The following is a 16,009-nucleotide window of genomic DNA, read 5'->3' on the forward strand; positions in this document are numbered from 1 at the left end:
TCGCAACACCGTCACGAACATCTTCTTCCCTGGCTTCACCATTACAACTGGCACCGTCCTCATGGTAGCCTCAACCATGTTCCACCTATCAGCCGCTCCGGCCTCGATCGGAACAACCTCTTGAGACTCCACAGTTAGCCCAGCGCGGCCCGAGGCGCGCTCGCGCGCTGAAGGGGTAAGCGCTGGGTGGCTAACGAACAGAACCTATTCCTTGCTGCCGCAGGCCGGAGCGCAGCGCAGCGGAGCGACAATAAACCCAAACGCCGCCGCTCTTGAATCGCGAGCGTCAAACTGTCCCATCCTTTCACACTCCGTCCAAAAAGGCATGGGGCAAACAGCTGGCGTTTGCTCCCGTTTTCTCAATCACTTAGGAACCTTAGAATCCCTAATTACCCCTGTGACTGGAAGCCCGGCGGGGAAGCGTTCTACGCTTATGGCATGGCGCATTGGATGGCGGAACACGAAATCTTGTCGGCTGCAGTTTTTGTGGCCCTCTCGCTCGCCCTCACTGCTTTTTTTGCTGTCCTGGAGCGGCATTACAAGCAGCCGCTGACTTCCCGCCGCAAGAACTATTTCTCATAAAAAAGAGAAAGTCCAGCTACCGTCGAATTGCTGGGCAACAAAAAGCCCGCCATTTTTCTGGCGGGCTTTTTGTTATTGAACGTTCTGTTTTTTAACCTCTATGGCACAGTAATGCTTCTGCTGCTGGAGAAGTTCCTGCCGGTGCTGTCCCAGGCTTTCACCACAATCAAATGTGATCCTGAGCCCATTGGCACATCAGTCTCAATCAATGTGCTGTTGGGTGAATGGAACACCTCCTTGAAATCAAGATAGATCTGCATGGTTGTAATCGGCGCGGCGGACTTGGCTGCTGCCACAACGTGCACTGGCGCATCCACCGCCGCTTTTTGTCCAGGAGAGCAGATGTTTACCGCGAAATTTGTGCTCTCTGAACAAGGCGGCACTGTCGCAGGAATTGACCTGGGCGTGGACAGGAAAAAGTCATTGTGAAAGGGCTGTCCCTTGGTCCACGACTTGACTTCCAGTTTGTGTTCCCCCGGCGCAAGCGTGAGGTTCTTATCGATACTGCCGCCGGTGACTTGGAACACCAGCTTGTTATCGAGATAGATCTGGCTCACGCTGGGAGCGGTCGAAGATGTAAAGCGAGAAACAATATGAGCCGGTGAAAGTCCTACCGCTCCGTCAGCGGGATGACAGACCGTGACCGTGTGATTGACCGTGCTGACCTTGCACGCGCTCGGCGGAGTTGTATTGAGCACGACGAACACCGGCCCGCCGAACCTGCTTACCATCGCCAGGTCAGGCTTGCCGTCATGATTGAAGTCGGCGACCGCAACAGAAGGATTCTCCACAATCGGGGCGTTCAAAGTCACCGGGATCAATTGAGAAGGACCGCCCGCGAACTGTGGCGGAGCCGCGAACGTTCCATCCGCATTCTGTTTCTGGATGATCAGGGTCATATGATCGGGATTAAATGCGGGATCATTTGTATCGTTGCCCACTAGCACAAAGTCCTTGTGGCCGTCGCCATCCACGTCGAACGCCGCGCCTCCCACAAGAAAACCTGGGTTCTCCACATCCACTTGAAATCCGGCGCCGCCCCCAAAAGTGCCATCGCCCTTGTTAATGGCCACGCTCACGCCTGTACAGGGTTCATGGCAGCCGTCAAAGGGCATGATCGCGTCAGTAAGGCCGTCTTGATTAATGTCCACCGCAATCAGGTCTGTTGGCGGAACGATCGGCCCGCTGATTGGATGGTCGCTGAATGAGCCATCACCATTACTCACCAGCACACCGAATGCGCCTTGCGGCACGATCACAAACGTGTTGCAGCACTCGATGTAGTAAAGATCGTCCTTGCCATCGTGATTGAAGTCGGCCCGGACGATTTTCGAAAGCAGAAAAGGATTGTCGTTGGGCGGCCTGGGATTAATTCCAATATTGCCCGTGTCCTGAAACAGCCCCAGCATTCCGCCTCTGCCGTTTCCCAAAGTCACAAGCACAGCGTTCACCGGAGAATTGCTGGAAGTCGCGATGTCCGGATTGCCGTCACCATTGAAGTCGCCTACCGCAATGGAGTTTGCGTGGGGCGCTCCGATAATGTCATGGTGCGGCTGGAACGTGCCGTCCCCATTGCCCAGCAGGATAGAGACGCTCTGTGAGGCGGCGGCCGCTCCACCGTTGGAGACCACCAGGTCCATTTTTCCATCCTTGTTCCAATCCACCGCGGCCAGGCCATTAGGCCCAGGGCCGGTAGCGAAATCCAGGTGCGGGCGGAAAGTGCCATCACCGTTGTTGATCAGAATAGAGACTGTGTTAGTGTCGCCGTTTACCGTGGCGACGTCAGGAATATGGTCGCCATTAAAATCAGCGGCGATGATCTGGCCGGCCAACCCGCCGGTTGGGTAACTTTGTGTGCTAAAACTCTGGCTAAAACAACTGAGGGAAGCGAACAGGAAAAACGCAACAACCAGGTGGTATTTCATGGGTCTTACTCCGAGTTGCGTAACAACTCGTGTGGTGGGATGTACTAATTGGTAAACAGAGTTGCTGCTGAATCAACCAACAAAATTACTTAGTCCTGGCTTTAATACGCGAAACAATAATCTGGCAGATAAGCACAAAGTAAAAGGCCCGCCAGTTTTCGTGGCGGGCCTTAGTTTCCGTTAAGCGGTTCTTATCGATTTTGCTGTTGTGCGGCTGCGCGCTGGGCCACAATCTTTCTGGCATTGTCCGCCAGCTCTTTGGCTTTCGGCAGTTGGTTCAGCGCCGCGATCACTTGCGGATCGTTCTCCGCGCGCACTCGCAGCCCTTCTTCCTGTCCAAACTCTGAAATAAAGAGTTCCGTCTTGATGCTGGACTTGATGTAGTCTGAGCCTTCATTCAAGTCGGCTTCAGTATATGGAATCTTCTGCGAGTCCAGGAATTTGCGGAATTCCTGCATCACCGCGTCGGTGACTTCAAAATTCTTGTCCACATGGCGGTTGGCCAGGTAGTGCTTGGCAAAATTGAAGAACGCGTATTTCACCAGCAGTGAATCCTCAAAATGCGTGGTCTTGAACGGCTTCACTTTTACGTCAGGAGTGATGCCGCCGCCGCCAAACATGGTGCGCCCGCTGTCGGTGAGTTTCACTTCCTTGGAAGGCGTGTTCGTGTTGGTGTTGGCGTTGTTGTTCGGATTATCTTCCTGCTCGCGGGAGTAGTAATAATCGTAAAGAGAAACGCCAGTGTAATCGCGCTGGATCAGGCGGCCGCTTGGCGTGTAATACTTGGCCGTGGTCAGCGCCAGACCGGTGTTTTCAGACAGCGGATACACGGTCTGTACCAGGCCTTTGCCGAATGTCACTTCACCGACAATCAATCCACGATCATGATCTTGTATCGCGCCGGAAACAATCTCCGCCGCTGAAGCCGTGCCACGATTCACCAGCACTACCAGCGGATAATCTTTCCCGCCATTGCCGTGTGCTGCTTTGTACATTTTTTCCGGTGAGCTGCGGCCATGATGTGAGACGATGACCTGTCCCTTCTTCAGGAATTTGTCGGCCACGCCTACACCCTCATTCAGCAGTCCGCCCGGATTGCCGCGAAGATCGAGGATCAGGCCTTTCAGATCGCCAAAGCCTTGCAGCGCGTCTTCCACTTCTTGTTCCGTGGTCTCATTGAAGGCCGAAATGTGCATGTAGCCGATGCCCGGCCGCACCATGAATTTCAAATCAACGCTGTTGCGCGGAATCTCGTCGCGAATCACATTGAACTCTAGCGGCTTTTCGTTGCTCTCGCGCAGGATTGAAATATGTACGTTGGTGCCTTTGGGGCCCTTCAGCAGGTCGGCCACATCGCTCACGCTCATGTTGTCCGTGGCCTTGGCGTCGACGGCAATAATCACATCGCCCGGACGCAGCCCAGCTTTGTATGCGGGTGTTCCCGCGAACGGGGCCACAACGATGATCTTGTTGTTGCGCGGGGCAATCTGCATACCCACGCCGTAATACTTGCCGCTCTGCTCTTCCCTCAGCAGCGAGTATGACTTGGGATCGAAGAAATTCGAGTGCGGATCCAGCACGTGCAGCATGCCGGGGATGGCGCCGTTGTAAATCGCCTTGTCGGGATTTACCGGCTCCGCATAATTCTGTTCCACGAGGTTATAGACTTCTGAAAACTGCTTAAGGCCGTCGCGGACATCATTGTCCGAGGCGCCTACTGCAGATGAGTTGCCTCTCTGGCTGAATGCGGCGGATCCCAGAAAGCCGCAGGTGACAATGATTAGGAGAACGAAGAAAAGAGAACGGTTTGTTCCACGAGACATGAAAAATCCCTCGGCCGCTAAGCCTCATCCAAATTGCGGAAAACTAAAGCCAGTATAACACTCATCCCTTCACGAGTTTACATGCATTTCGTCCCGTAATGGGCCTTGGCAACAGGCTACTGTGAAACCACGGTAATACACGCAGTTCCGTACCTATGTGAGATGCTCGTTCTTGCCACAAAGCTGCGGAACATTTTCAATTGGAAAAGTTAATGTAAAATCCCGATATTTTTTAAGAAAAGCTGCGGTATTATGAAGCAATAACACTATGGACTTTGGTTTTTCTGGCGAGATCTTTTTTATTATGCTTTTGGCGCTCATCCTGTTTGGGCCCAAGAAGTTGCCGGAACTCGCCCGCACCTGGGGTAAATTCATGGCCGAATTCAAAAAGGCCAGCAATGAATTCCAGGGCCAGATCCATGAAGAAATCCGCAAGCTGGAACTTGACGAAGCAGACCCCCGTAAGCACCTGGAGCCGGAGATCGCCAAAATCTCCAGCGATGAGGACCTCTCCATACAGGGCGCACTCAACCGCCTGACAGAGCGCATGAAGAATACAGTCGCGCAGGATACCGATGTCTGATTTAGTGGCAGAACCCGAACATAAGGAAATTGAGCGGGAATTGCGGCAGATGGGCTCAATGAGCCTCTTCCAGCATTTGGAAGAACTGCGCAAATGCATTATCCGTTCCGCCGCGGCCGTGGCCGTTGGTTTCGGTGTCTGCTGGTATTTTGCCCAGGACAAAATCTATCCGGTTATTGAAAAGCCGATCCTGGTTGTTTTCAAGAAATACAACATTGATCCGCACCTGGCCTACCTCAGCCCTACCGATCCATTCAACCTCTACTTGAAGGTCGGACTGATGGCTGGCATTTTTCTGGCTTCTCCTGTGATCTTGTACCAGGTCTGGAGCTTTATCTCGCCAGGACTTTACCGGCATGAGAAGCGCTTTGTCGTGCCATTTCTTATGCTTTCTGTGGGACTCTTTCTGGCTGGCGGCTTCTTCGGATACAAGGTTATCTTTCCGGTCGCCATGGATTTTCTCATCGGCAGCTACGGCGGAAATTTCCGGGCCACCATCACCATTGACGCCTATACCAAGCTGTTTCTGACCATCATTCTGGGCCTGGCCATCATCTTTGAGATGCCCATTGTGCTCGGCTTTGCTGGGATGATGGGTGTAGTGAACGCCAAGTTCCTTTTCAAGCATATTCGGGGGGCCGTGCTGATCTGCGTTACCCTGGCAGCCATCCTCAGCCCGACTACCGACATCATGAACCTCACCATCTACGCTGCTCCCATGGTAATTCTCTATATCGGCAGCATTGGGCTTGTGTGGCTGGTCCACCCCAGGCAGCGCCGCAAGCGCGCAGAAAAGCGCAAGGAAAAAGACAGGGAAGATGGTAGATCGCTCTAAACGCCCCGTAGAATGAAGGTCGTGGCTTTTTGGAATCTGTGCGGCAAGGAGCGCAGGCGTGATCTCGTGTCTAAGAATAAGTGCTGCTTTTATCCTGGTGCTTTCACTCGCCGGGGTGGGATGTTCCAACGACAAAGCGGCTTCGGCCAATGAAGCTTCCGTGCCGCAATCAGCCAGTCAGCCAGCGGCAAGCTCTCCTGCCAAAGCGGTAGAACCCGTAGGGCCGGCGTTGCATATCGATGGCGCTCGGGCTATGCAGTACACCAAAGAGATTGTCTCCTTTGGCCCGCGCTGGGACAGCAGCAAGCCCATCGAGCAGGTACGCAACTATATCAAAGGGAAACTCAAGGGCGTTCAGGTGGAAGAGGATTCGTTTGTCGCTGAAACTTCCGCCGGCAAAATGCCGATGACTAACATCGTCGCCAAATTTCCGGGTTCAAAAGACGGCATTATCGTGTTGGGTTCGCACTATGAAACAAACTACTGGCTGCGCAACACACCGTTCGTCGGCGCCAATGACGGCGCCGCCACCAGCGCTCTCCTGCTGGCCATCGCTGACCAGCTTCGCGGCAAAAAGCTGGAAGGCTACAGCATCTGGATCGCTTTCCTTGACGGTGAAGAATCATTCACCCGCCAGTGGCACACCAATGACGCCCTCTGGGGCAGCCGCCATTTGGCTAAGAAGCTGCAGGACGATGGCACCAGCAAGAAGGTAAAAGCGTTTGTGCTGGCGGACATGATAGGCGACGCTGATCTTGATATCTGCCGCGATACGAACTCAACTCCGTGGCTTGAGGATATCTTGCTTCAGGCGGCGACCCGCCTAGGCTATCAATCACATTTTTTTGCCTCCACAACCGAAGTCGAAGATGACCACATCCCGTTCTCCCGCGCTGGCATGCCGGTTCTGGATGTCATCGACATCGACTATGGCTATAACAACAGTTTCCATCACACAGTCCAGGACACGGTGGACAAATTGAGTTTGGAAAGCTTAAAGATCAGCGGAGACGTGATCCTGGAAACCATCCGGCTGATCAACGGCATGGGCGACAATCCGCCGCCAGCGTCGCCGCAAAAGGCGCCTTCATAAATTAGGAGAACTACGCTACCTTCCGCGGTTTAATTTCCATCGGCTCTGGTGGCTGGACATACACCTCGCCACCTGAGATCTTGATCGAGTAAATCTTGATCTTCTCCTGCGCCGGCCCGGCCACCACTCTTCCAGTGCGGACGTCGAACTGCGAGCCATGCCACGGGCACTGTACGGTGCAGCCCACTAGAGCGCCATCAGAAAGCGGTCCGCCCCGGTGAGTGCAATGGTCGCTAAAAGCAAACAGCCCTTCTGCACATCGCCCAACAACCACGCGTTCCGTGCCTACGGTTGCCAGCAGCACCTGGCCATCGCCTAACTCGCTTTGGTTGCAGACTGGCTTGCTCCAGGATTCAATGGTGCGCGTCTTCAACTTGCCTGCGCTGGCATAGCGCCGGTCAATCCCAATCTGGTTGCGATAAACCAGCGTTCCGCCCAGCCAACCGGACACCGCCAGTATCGCAACCCCGATTCCCATCAGCAATAAAGTTGCGCCATCCGGCGTTGCTGAAGGCGAACCCAGCCGGTATGCCACATAAATAAAGAGCAACAGGACAAGACTATTCAGGCTGCCATGCAGCAGGCCGCGGTTCTTCGCGCTGGATTCTGGCGGAACGGTGTAAAGAAAATCAATCACTCCCGCCGTTGCGGCCAGCACTGCTCCTACGCAGCCTCCAATCACTGAGTAAAATCCCGCGGCCCAAAGCGCCGCATTTGAACCTCGGGTGCCTAGCAAATCGAAGATGAACCCGGCGACCCATAGCGCGATCGGAAATCCTACGAGCATGGGATGGATTGGATGACTTTGAATGGACGCTTTAGATCGCATCGTATTTACCCCCTGCTAATGGGATACTCTGGTCCCCTCTGAAGGATGCCCGCACCCGCCCCTAGCCGATGTATCTTTCTGGCACACTGCTTTGACCCGATATAATCGCCTGCATGAAAAACCTCAGCGCGCTTATTGTGCTGTTGCTTTCGTCTTATGTGTTCGCCCAAACGCCGGCGGAGAAGCTAATTGCTGAGGGGCAGCTCTCGCCCACGCTGGAAAAGAACCTGCGTGTGCTGACGGACGAAATCGGTGGACGCGTGCCCGGTACTCCAGCCATGGACCGCGCTGAACAATGGGGTCTTGCGACCTTCAAAGCTGCCGGTGGAGAAAATGTTCACCTGGAGCCCGCCCAGATGGCGGCATCGTGGACGGAAGGTGATACGCAGGTGGATGTGGTTAGTCCTGTGCGATTTCATGTCCGTGCCGTGTCCCTTACCTGGACGGCACCCACGACCTCTCCGGCGGACGGCCTTCCGGTGGTAGATGTTGGCTTTGGCAAGAGGGAAGATTTTCAGAAAGTGGGCGATCTTCGCGGTACTGTTGCGCTGGTCCACTCCAGGACCATGAAGACCTGGGATGACCTCTTTGAGGAATATCTTACTCAGGCTGATAAGCTGAGCGCGGCGCGGAAAGCTGGCGCGGTTGCGATTGCATTTATTTCCACTCGTGATCAGGACTTGCTGTACCGGCATATCGGCAGCTTTGATGATCACATCAAGAATTATCCGCAAATACTTCTTGCTCGGGAAGATGGTGAGCGTATTGCGCGGTTGCTCCAGGCCGGACAAAAAGTGCGGCTCAGGTATTCCATTCCCAATCATGTTGGCGGAGCCATTACGCCGCATAACGTGGTGGCGGAAATCCGTGGCAGGGAAAGGCCGAATGAGTTTGTTGTGATTGGCGCGCACCTTGACTCATGGGAACTGGGAACCGGAGCGCTCGATAATGGCTGCAACTCAGCGCTGGTCATTGAGGCGTTGCGCGCTATCAAAGCCGCCGGGCTGCAACCCCGCCGTACCATCCGTTTTGTTCTTTTTACCGGGGAAGAGGAGATCAATGTCGGCTCGTTTGCCTATACCGTCACGCACAAATCTGAGTTGGACAATACCGTGGCTATGCTTACCTGGGATGAAGGCACGGGCAAGACCACAGGCTTTTCTCTTGGCGGGCGGAAAGACCTGATGGATCCGGTAACGCGCTTGCTCGAGCCGATTAAACAGTTTGGCGCCACCACTCTTACCACTGACGCTTTTGTCGGTACCGACAATATGGATTTTCTGCTGGAAGGCGTCCCCAATCTGGTGGCCAACCAGGAAGAAGCCAATTATCTGATCAATTACCATGCTTCATCTGATACGTATGACAAAGTCGATTTACCGCAACTGAGAAAGCACATAGCCATTGCCGCATATCTCACCTTTGCCCTTGCCGACGATACGGAGCGTCTGGGGCCGCGCCAGGACCGAAAGCAGATTGAAGCGCTCATTCAGGAAACGCATCTTGACGATCAGTTAAAAGCGTTTGAGCTTTGGGAATCCTGGGTCAGCGGGAAACGTGGACGGCCACGCTAAATCATGCACATCTGGTTCTGGGTCGTCTTTAATGCCGCAATCCTCCTTCTGCTGGTTCTCGATCTCACGGTCGTAAGCCGCAAGCATCGCGCCGTGCCCTTCAAACAAGCCTTGCTCATGAGCGCCTTTTGGATCGGCCTGGCCATGGCGTTTGCCGTCTTTGTCCATCAATGGCTGGGCGCGACCAAATCTTTGGAGTTCTTGACAGGCTACGTTCTGGAGGAAGCTCTCAGCGTCGATAATTTATTTGTTTTCATTCTGCTGTTTGCTTACTTTAAAGTCCCGCCTGAAGAAGAAAAGACCGTGCTGTTCTGGGGAATCATTGGAGCATTGGTCATGCGCGGGCTTTTCATCGGAGCCGGTGTGGCCCTTGTGCAGCGCTTCCACTGGATTCTCTATGCCTTCGGCGTCTTCCTGATCTGGACGGGCTTTCAATTGATGCGTGGTGGCGACGAGGAGCAGGATCCCTCGCGCAACATTGTCTTGAAATTCTGCCGGCGCTTCCTGCCGCTCACGGATAGCTATGAGGGGAAAAGTTTTTTTGTCCTGCGCCAAGGCAGGGTCCTGTTTACGCCACTCTTCGTGGTCCTTCTGGTCGTAGAAACCACTGACATTCTCTTCGCCACAGACTCGATTCCGGCCATCCTGGCCATCACTCGCGACCCGTTTATTGTTTATACGTCCAACGTATTCGCCATTCTGGGCCTTCGTTCCATGTATTTTGCTCTGGCCGGGATGATGAAGCTTTTCCACTACCTGAACTACGGGCTGTCTGTGGTCTTGATTTTTATTGGCGCCAAGATGCTGTTGCCGGAAAGGTATCACGTCCCTACGTGGGCGGCATTGGCGGTGGTGGGGGGTGTGCTGGGCCTTTCAGTGCTGGCCTCAGTTCTGTTTCCAAAGCCCCAAGAGTCTGATTCGCCAGCCAAGCCCTAGTTTGGAAGGGCCCCGGGCTTAAGCGACATCAGCAGGGCAAACTGCTGTTCTGGTGAGAGGCCGGTTGAATTTCTGCGGCGCGCTGTGCCAATACGGTCTTTCGGCAGCATGCCGGCCCGGTCCATGTCTTCATTCGAAAGGTTTAATTCGCGCAGTCCCCAAAAGCGCGTGCGAATGGTCTTGTGGTGCTCATTGATATAGCTGATTTCATGCTCAGTGATCATGGAGAGCGCCTTTTCGTAGGCGTCCTGCGGGGAATCGGCAAAAATTACACGCGTCTTTTTGTGGACCAGGTTCTGGGGGTCCCCTTCAAGGGTGACTTCTTCTGTGAGTTCAGCTATGTACCAGCGGTCAGCCGTCTGCGATGAATAGGGCATGTTCTTCCTTTTCAACAGTTTGCGCGGAGCCATTCGGAACAAACACTTGCCCGGCAGATTCCCTCAAACCCAGTGGAGTACAGTCAAACATCCCCAAGGATTTGGCCTTACTCAAATTAAGGGTATGTCAGGGTGGCTAAAAATAGAGGTTTCTGAAAAAAAATTTATTCTTGGTTTTATTTAATTAGATTCTTGAATGACCTCAGAGTGAAATTTACCGTTCGGAGGGGGATCACGGAAACCAACGGGGGCTGACAAAAAGTAACTTGAAGCACCGCGATTAATCGTGAGACGATATGTTCATCATTAGCGCTACTCTCCAAATCTGGTGAGGGCCATGGGAAACCATGGCCCTTTGGTTTTGGGGAGGGCTTTTTCCCGCCTAGACGAACCGGACGCCTTTTTCGCCTACGATGGAATGCTTTTTAAACCTTGGGTCATCATGCTCAGGATAGTCGATGCGGTAATGCGCTCCCCGGCTTTCCAGCCGGGCCAGCGCGGACCGCGCAATCAGCAGCGCTGCGGTATGGATATTTCTGGCTTCGCAGTTGCGCCGCGAGGTCTGTGGCGGCAACTGCTGGGCTGACGCTTGAAGTTGCTGTATCGCCTCGGTCAAGCTCTGGCGTGAACGCACGATTCCAACCTTGTTCCACATAAGCTGCTGAACACTTTGAATGAAAGGTTCCGCGTCGGTTGTGGAGCCACCATTCTTCAGCGGTTCAGTGTGCGCCCCCGATGGATGGTGAGCGTGCTTCGCTTCCTTGATCATTGCGCTTGCGGCGCGCGCCCCGAAAACCAGGCCTTCCAGCAGGGAATTGCTCGCGAGCCGGTTGGCCCCATGAACGCCCGTACAGGCAGCTTCGCCCGCGGCATAGAGTCCAGGCAGGCTGCTGCGTCCATCAAGATCGGTGCGGATTCCGCCCATCAGGTAATGCGCGGCGGGTCGTATCGGCACTTGATCAACTGTGAGGTCCACATTGTATTTAAGGCAGGTTTCATAAATGCGTGGAAAGCGTGCCCTGATGTGGTCGGCCTTCCGGTGCGTCAGGTCCAGATAGACCACCGGTTCTTTTAGTCGGCAGACCTCCAGTTCATGCGCGATGGCCCGCGCTACCACGTCGCGTGGCGCCAGTTCGCCCGCCTCATGGTATTTCGGCATAAACCTATGCAGTTCAGAATTGCGCAGCACAGCCCCTTCACCGCGCAGGGCTTCTGAAAGCAGGAATCGCGGCGCATTGTTTACGTAGAGCGCCGTGGGATGGAACTGCACAAACTCCATGTCACTGATTTCCGCTCCAGCGCGATACGCAATGGCAACCCCGTCCGCGGTAGCGACCGCGGGATTCGTGGTGTTGCTGTAAACATGGCCGGCCCCGCCCGTGGCTAGCAACACTGCTCCGCTGGTTACGGTGTGCATTTCTCCGGCGTCGGAGATCAGGCCTACTCCAGTCACACGGCCTGAATCCATGCAGAGCATGGCCGTGAATTCAAATTCTGAGAATGAAATATTTTTGAGCGTAGAGGCTTTGGCATAGAGGGCCCGCCCAATCTCGCGCCCGGTAGAGTCGCCATGCGCATGCAGGATGCGGTCACGGCTGTGCGCCGCTTCGCGCGTGAACGTCAGCTTTGTTCCTTTGCGGTCAAACTGCGTTCCCCAGTCGATCAACTCCTGGATACGCTCCGGCCCTTCTTCCACCAAAACGTGCGCTGCCTCCACGTTTACGAGTCCGTCGCCGGCGTTGATCGTGTCTTGCAGATGCAGACTGATTTCATCTTCGTCGCTCAGGGCGACCGCGATTCCGCCCTGCGCATATTGCGTGGCGGATTCCGTAAGCTCCTGCTTGGCCAGCACCAGCACTTTGCCGGCTTCAGCCAAAGCAATGGCCGCGCGCAGACCGGCCACGCCGGCTCCGACAACAATGAAGTCCACCTGGGAAGGAGGTTTTTTCATGTAGCGGAAATGGTATCAGAAGGAAAGGAGCCCTTGGATGTTCGCGTGGTCCATGCGCTGGATTTCGAAAAGCGCTGATCTCGGCTAGGGCACTTTGCTAACGAGATCATTTATCATCAAATCAAGTGCAAAAGATCCGCGTAAGAACGAAACCGAATGGCTATGTCGTCCAGGTGGGCGCAGGCCTGCTGCGCCGTGCGGGGCGCGAGGTGCGGCGCGTGTTGCCTTCCTCTGGCAGCCGCGTGTTCGTCATTACGTCACCCAACGTGCGTCGCCACTGGGGCGAGGCGCTGGAAAAATCGTTGCGCGATGCCCACCTGCCCTATGAAGTTCTGGAAATGCATGATGGCGAACCGGCCAAGCGGCTGCACACAGTGGAACAACTCGCGGAAAGCCTGGTGGATGCCAAAGCCGATCGCAAATCGCTGCTGGTGGCCCTCGGCGGCGGGGTTGTGGGTGACAGCGCTGGTTTTCTCGCCGCAATTTTTATGCGCGGGATTCCCGTCGTCCAGATTCCAACCACGGTGGTCGCGCAGGTGGATGCCAGCATCGGCGGCAAAACCGGCGTGAATTTGCGCGGCGGCAAAAATCTGGTTGGCTCCTTCCATCAACCCAGCACCGTCCTGGTTGATCCTGATCTCTTGTCGACGCTCAATGACCGTGAATTCCGCTCTGGCCTCTTCGAATCACTCAAGTGCGGTGTGATTCGCGATAGCCATCTGTTTGATCTTATGGAGCGCAATCCCAATAAAATTCTGGGCCGTGATTCACGGACATTGCAACGCGTGATCGGCGATTCCATCCGAGTGAAAGCCGACGTTGTTTCCGCCGATGAAAAAGAGTCAGGCCTGCGCCGCATCCTGAACTTCGGCCATACCATTGGCCACGCCCTGGAAGCTGCCACGGATTATTCGCACTTTCTGCATGGCGAAGCCGTGGCCTGGGGCATGATCGCGGCGGCCGCAATTGCGCGCGAATCTGGAGCATGCAACGCCGAAACGGCAGAGAGGATTACCAATGCCACGCGGCTGTATGGACCTTTACCCCCAGTGACGCGTGATGCTCAGAGCATTTTAAGCCGCCTGGGCGCAGACAAAAAGACCGTGGCGGGCGCGGTACATTTTGTTCTTCCGCAAAAGATCGGTAAAGTAAAAATCTCAAGTGACGTGTCGCCCAGTATCGTGCGCAATGCCGTGGAGTTGATCAGAAATCATGCCTGAGCAGGTCAAGACCTCCACTATTGATCCTAACAAGCCGCCCGAGAAGCCCTCCAGCGGCGTGCGCGGAACTACGCCTGCGGGAACATCCGACGAGCGTTCCGCCGCGCATGCCGTGCGGCAGATGTTTGATGAAATCGCTCCGCGTTATGATCTTCTCAACCACGTTCTTTCCATGAATGTCGACCGTCTCTGGTGGCGGCGCACAGCCCGCATTTTCAGCCACATTCTTTCGCGCAGCGATGCCCGCGTGCTTGATCTCTGCGCGGGCACGGGCGATATGTCGGTGGCCATGCGCGCCGTGGCTTCGCGGCAGGAAAGTAGCGCCGCAATTCTGGCGCTCGATTTCTCCCACCAGATGCTGCAACACGGCCTGGCCAAGTTCAATGCAAAAAAAATCCAGCCGGTAGAGGCCGATGCTCTCCATCTTCCACTGGCCGATAACAGTGTAGATCTCGTCGTTTCTTCTTTCGGCTTCCGCAACCTGGCGAATTACGACGCCGGTCTACATGAAATATTCCGCGTGCTTAAGCCGCGAGGTGAAATCGGCATATTGGATTTCAGCGAGCCCGGCGGCCTGCTGGGCAAACTTTATGGGTTCTATTTCCGCAAGGTCTTACCAAAGATCGGGACGATGATTTCCGGCGTGCGCGGCCCCTACGAATACCTTCCCGCTTCCGTCCAGAAATTTCCTGCGCCGCAGGAAATGCTCCAGCGCATGGAATCCGTCGGTTTCAGGGATGTGAGTTGGACGCCATATACATTTGCGATTGCAGGTTTATATCGAGCAGTGAAGTAGCTGCAATTCCTGATCCGTGTAATCAGTGTTCATCAGTGGTAAGACTTTTACTGCATCGCTCCCGTGTAAATCGCCATGCCCACTACCGCATCCACGCCGATAGCATCCAGTTGGTCCACTTCAGCGCGAGAGCGGATGCCACCGGCCACGATCATTTTATTCTTGGTGAGGCCGGCTAATTCGCGCGCTATTTCAATGGGAAACCCTGCCAAGGTTCCTTCCGTATCAATGTGCGTATAAAGAAAAGCGCTGCAATAAGGGTCGAGAGCGCGGACCATGTCTTTCGGGTCGATTGCCGTGCTCTCCTTCCAGCCCTTGATAGCGACCTTGCCCTGGCGTGAATCGATGGCAAAGGTGAGATGTTCTGTGCCCAGAGTCTCAGCCGCTTCGTCTGCCAATGAAGTATTAATTGCGCCGTCTTTCAGCAGCGCCGAACCAAAAATTACGCGCTTCGCGCCCAGAGCCAACAGTTCGCCGGCGCGCGCAACGTCGCGAATGCCCCCGCCTGTCTGGCAGGGAAGGCGTTTGCAAATTGCTGCAATCAATTCACGGTTGCTTCCGTGGCCCATGGCAGCGTCAAGGTCAATCAACTGGACAAGAGGAAACGTGGAGAAGCGCTCAATCCAATATTCAAAGTCGTCAAACTCCAGGGCTTTCTTTTCTCCCTGGACAAGTTGCACGATTTTGCCGCCCATTAGATCAATGGAAGGAATCAGCACGGCCACCTCATGGGAATGCCTGAGCGAAGAAGCGTCTCCTTGAGTTCACCAATGCCGTGGGTAGCAAAATGAAAAATTGAGGCCGCCAATGCTGCGTCGGCATGGCCAGCGGAAAAGACATCGACGAAATGCTGTGCGTTGCCCGCGCCGCCGGAGGCGATCACCGGAATCGAAACAGATGAAGCAACAGCCGATGTAAGCTCGCAGTCAAAGCCCAGGCCGGTGCCGTCGCGGTCCATTGAAGTGAGAAGGATTTCGCCCGCGCCACGCTCTTCGGCTTCGCGTGCCCACTGCAGCGCTTTCTTGCCCGTTGCAGTGCGTCCGCCGGAGACAAAGACCTCAGCTCTATCTGCCGGACCCGTTCCGCGCCGCGCATCAATGGCAACAATCACCGCCTGCGAGCCAAAGCGCCCTGCAATCTCGCTGATCAGCGCTGGATTCGCGAGCGCTGCGGAGTTGATGCTGACTTTGTCCGCGCCGGCGTCAAAGACCTGGGCAGCATCTTGCAGCGTTCGAATGCCGCCGCCAACGGTAAACGGCACAAAGAGATCGCGGGCCGTCCGACGAACAGTTTCTGCCAAGGTCTTGCGGCCTTCGTTAGTGGCGGTAATATCGAGCAGCACAATCTCGTCGGCCCCAGCCGAGGCGTGCGCAACCGCCAACTCGGCGGGATCACCAGCATCGCGCAGCTGCTGAAACTGTATGCCCTTCACGACGCGTCCGGCATCCACATCAAGACAGGCGATGATGCGCTTGGCCAGGCGTG

At 55.0% G+C, this 16,009-nt stretch carries 15 protein-coding genes; 8 read left to right on the top strand and 7 right to left on the bottom strand.

What is annotated here, in order from left to right; all coding sequences use genetic code 11:
- A partial coding sequence (locus tag LAO76_12445) for an IS481 family transposase (protein ID MBZ5491731.1) occupies nucleotides 1–138 on the top strand: 138 nt, incomplete at its 5' end.
- 542 nt (nucleotides 139–680) lie between these two features.
- Here LAO76_12445 and LAO76_12450 read toward each other — a convergent pair.
- Entirely contained in the window at nucleotides 681–2,507 is a 1,827-nt protein-coding gene (locus tag LAO76_12450; GenBank protein MBZ5491732.1) for a VCBS repeat-containing protein, read from the bottom strand.
- A gap of 191 nt (nucleotides 2,508–2,698) precedes the next feature.
- On the bottom strand, nucleotides 2,699–4,330 hold the full coding sequence (locus tag LAO76_12455) for a S41 family peptidase (protein ID MBZ5491733.1): 1,632 nt from the start codon (nucleotides 4,328–4,330) through the stop codon (nucleotides 2,699–2,701).
- A gap of 268 nt (nucleotides 4,331–4,598) precedes the next feature.
- Here LAO76_12455 and LAO76_12460 point away from each other — a divergent pair, with 268 nt between their 5' ends.
- The 3 genes from LAO76_12460 to LAO76_12470 all read left to right on the top strand — a co-directional run bounded on the left by LAO76_12460 (nucleotide 4,599) and on the right by LAO76_12470 (nucleotide 6,841).
- Nucleotides 4,599–4,913 (top strand): twin-arginine translocase TatA/TatE family subunit, encoded by a 315-nt coding sequence (locus LAO76_12460; GenBank protein MBZ5491734.1) that lies wholly within the window; start codon nucleotides 4,599–4,601, stop codon nucleotides 4,911–4,913.
- Nucleotides 4,906–5,748, top strand: coding sequence for a twin-arginine translocase subunit TatC (gene tatC / locus LAO76_12465; protein MBZ5491735.1), 843 nt, complete (start codon nucleotides 4,906–4,908; stop codon nucleotides 5,746–5,748). Before LAO76_12460 ends, tatC begins: the two co-directional genes overlap by 8 nt.
- 253 nt (nucleotides 5,749–6,001) lie before the next feature.
- Entirely contained in the window at nucleotides 6,002–6,841 is an 840-nt protein-coding gene (locus LAO76_12470; GenBank protein MBZ5491736.1) for a M28 family peptidase, read from the top strand.
- 10 nt (nucleotides 6,842–6,851) lie between these two features.
- On the opposite strand, the gene LAO76_12475 is transcribed toward LAO76_12470, so the two are convergent.
- On the bottom strand, nucleotides 6,852–7,670 hold the full coding sequence (locus LAO76_12475; GenBank protein MBZ5491737.1) for a Rieske 2Fe-2S domain-containing protein: 819 nt from the start codon (nucleotides 7,668–7,670) through the stop codon (nucleotides 6,852–6,854).
- Between the two features lie 113 nt (nucleotides 7,671–7,783).
- Between LAO76_12475 and LAO76_12480 the strand changes: the two genes are divergently transcribed.
- Together LAO76_12480 and LAO76_12485 are read left to right on the top strand one after the other, a co-directional pair.
- The gene (locus tag LAO76_12480) at nucleotides 7,784–9,244 is read left to right on the top strand and encodes a M20/M25/M40 family metallo-hydrolase (GenBank protein MBZ5491738.1); all 1,461 of its coding nucleotides are present in this window, start codon (nucleotides 7,784–7,786) and stop codon (nucleotides 9,242–9,244) included.
- Nucleotides 9,245–9,247: 3 nt separating this feature from the next.
- The gene (locus LAO76_12485; GenBank protein MBZ5491739.1) at nucleotides 9,248–10,180 is read left to right on the top strand and encodes a TerC family protein; all 933 of its coding nucleotides are present in this window, start codon (nucleotides 9,248–9,250) and stop codon (nucleotides 10,178–10,180) included.
- On the opposite strand, the gene LAO76_12490 is transcribed toward LAO76_12485, so the two are convergent.
- A complete protein-coding gene (locus LAO76_12490; GenBank protein ID MBZ5491740.1) occupies nucleotides 10,177–10,557 on the bottom strand; it encodes a DUF4288 domain-containing protein in 381 nt (126 codons plus the stop codon). The genes LAO76_12485 and LAO76_12490 overlap by 4 nt on opposite strands.
- Nucleotides 10,558–10,939: 382 nt before the next feature.
- The gene (nadB, locus tag LAO76_12495) at nucleotides 10,940–12,508 is read right to left on the bottom strand and encodes an L-aspartate oxidase (protein ID MBZ5491741.1); all 1,569 of its coding nucleotides are present in this window, start codon (nucleotides 12,506–12,508) and stop codon (nucleotides 10,940–10,942) included.
- 125 nt (nucleotides 12,509–12,633) lie between these two features.
- Here nadB and aroB point away from each other — a divergent pair, with 125 nt between their 5' ends.
- Both aroB and LAO76_12505 read left to right on the top strand, forming a co-directional pair.
- Complete coding sequence (gene aroB, locus LAO76_12500) at nucleotides 12,634–13,728, top strand: 3-dehydroquinate synthase (protein ID MBZ5491742.1); 1,095 nt, start codon at nucleotides 12,634–12,636, stop codon at nucleotides 13,726–13,728.
- A complete protein-coding gene (locus LAO76_12505) occupies nucleotides 13,721–14,524 on the top strand; it encodes a ubiquinone/menaquinone biosynthesis methyltransferase (protein MBZ5491743.1) in 804 nt (267 codons plus the stop codon). The genes aroB and LAO76_12505 overlap by 8 nt, the downstream gene beginning before the upstream one ends.
- A 47-nt stretch (nucleotides 14,525–14,571) precedes the next feature.
- Here the strand turns inward: LAO76_12505 and LAO76_12510 are convergent, their stop codons facing one another.
- The gene (locus LAO76_12510; protein MBZ5491744.1) at nucleotides 14,572–15,243 is read right to left on the bottom strand and encodes a 1-(5-phosphoribosyl)-5-[(5-phosphoribosylamino)methylideneamino] imidazole-4-carboxamide isomerase; all 672 of its coding nucleotides are present in this window, start codon (nucleotides 15,241–15,243) and stop codon (nucleotides 14,572–14,574) included.
- Nucleotides 15,237–16,004, bottom strand: coding sequence for an imidazole glycerol phosphate synthase subunit HisF (hisF, locus tag LAO76_12515; protein MBZ5491745.1), 768 nt, complete (start codon nucleotides 16,002–16,004; stop codon nucleotides 15,237–15,239). The genes LAO76_12510 and hisF overlap by 7 nt, the downstream gene beginning before the upstream one ends.
- Nucleotides 16,005–16,009 lie beyond the last annotated feature (5 nt).

The sequence above is a fragment of the Terriglobia bacterium genome, from assembly GCA_020072645.1.
Classification (GTDB): Bacteria; Acidobacteriota; Terriglobia; order Terriglobales; family Acidobacteriaceae; genus Angelobacter.

Bases quoted from the DNA above. Each gene is read 5' to 3' on its own strand.
- LAO76_12450 (MBZ5491732.1), bottom strand. From the start codon at position 2,507: ATGAAATACCACCTGGTTGTTGCGTTTTTCCTGTTCGCTTCCCTCAGT.
- LAO76_12455 (MBZ5491733.1), bottom strand. From the start codon at position 4,330: ATGTCTCGTGGAACAAACCGTTCTCTTTTCTTCGTTCTCCTAATCATT.
- LAO76_12460 (MBZ5491734.1), top strand. From the start codon at position 4,599: ATGGACTTTGGTTTTTCTGGCGAGATCTTTTTTATTATGCTTTTGGCG.
- tatC (MBZ5491735.1), top strand. From the start codon at position 4,906: ATGTCTGATTTAGTGGCAGAACCCGAACATAAGGAAATTGAGCGGGAA.
- LAO76_12470 (MBZ5491736.1), top strand. From the start codon at position 6,002: ATGCAGTACACCAAAGAGATTGTCTCCTTTGGCCCGCGCTGGGACAGC.
- LAO76_12475 (MBZ5491737.1), bottom strand. From the start codon at position 7,670: ATGCGATCTAAAGCGTCCATTCAAAGTCATCCAATCCATCCCATGCTC.
- LAO76_12480 (MBZ5491738.1), top strand. From the start codon at position 7,784: ATGAAAAACCTCAGCGCGCTTATTGTGCTGTTGCTTTCGTCTTATGTG.
- LAO76_12485 (MBZ5491739.1), top strand. From the start codon at position 9,248: ATGCACATCTGGTTCTGGGTCGTCTTTAATGCCGCAATCCTCCTTCTG.
- LAO76_12490 (MBZ5491740.1), bottom strand. From the start codon at position 10,557: ATGCCCTATTCATCGCAGACGGCTGACCGCTGGTACATAGCTGAACTC.
- nadB (MBZ5491741.1), bottom strand. From the start codon at position 12,508: ATGAAAAAACCTCCTTCCCAGGTGGACTTCATTGTTGTCGGAGCCGGC.
- LAO76_12505 (MBZ5491743.1), top strand. From the start codon at position 13,721: ATGCCTGAGCAGGTCAAGACCTCCACTATTGATCCTAACAAGCCGCCC.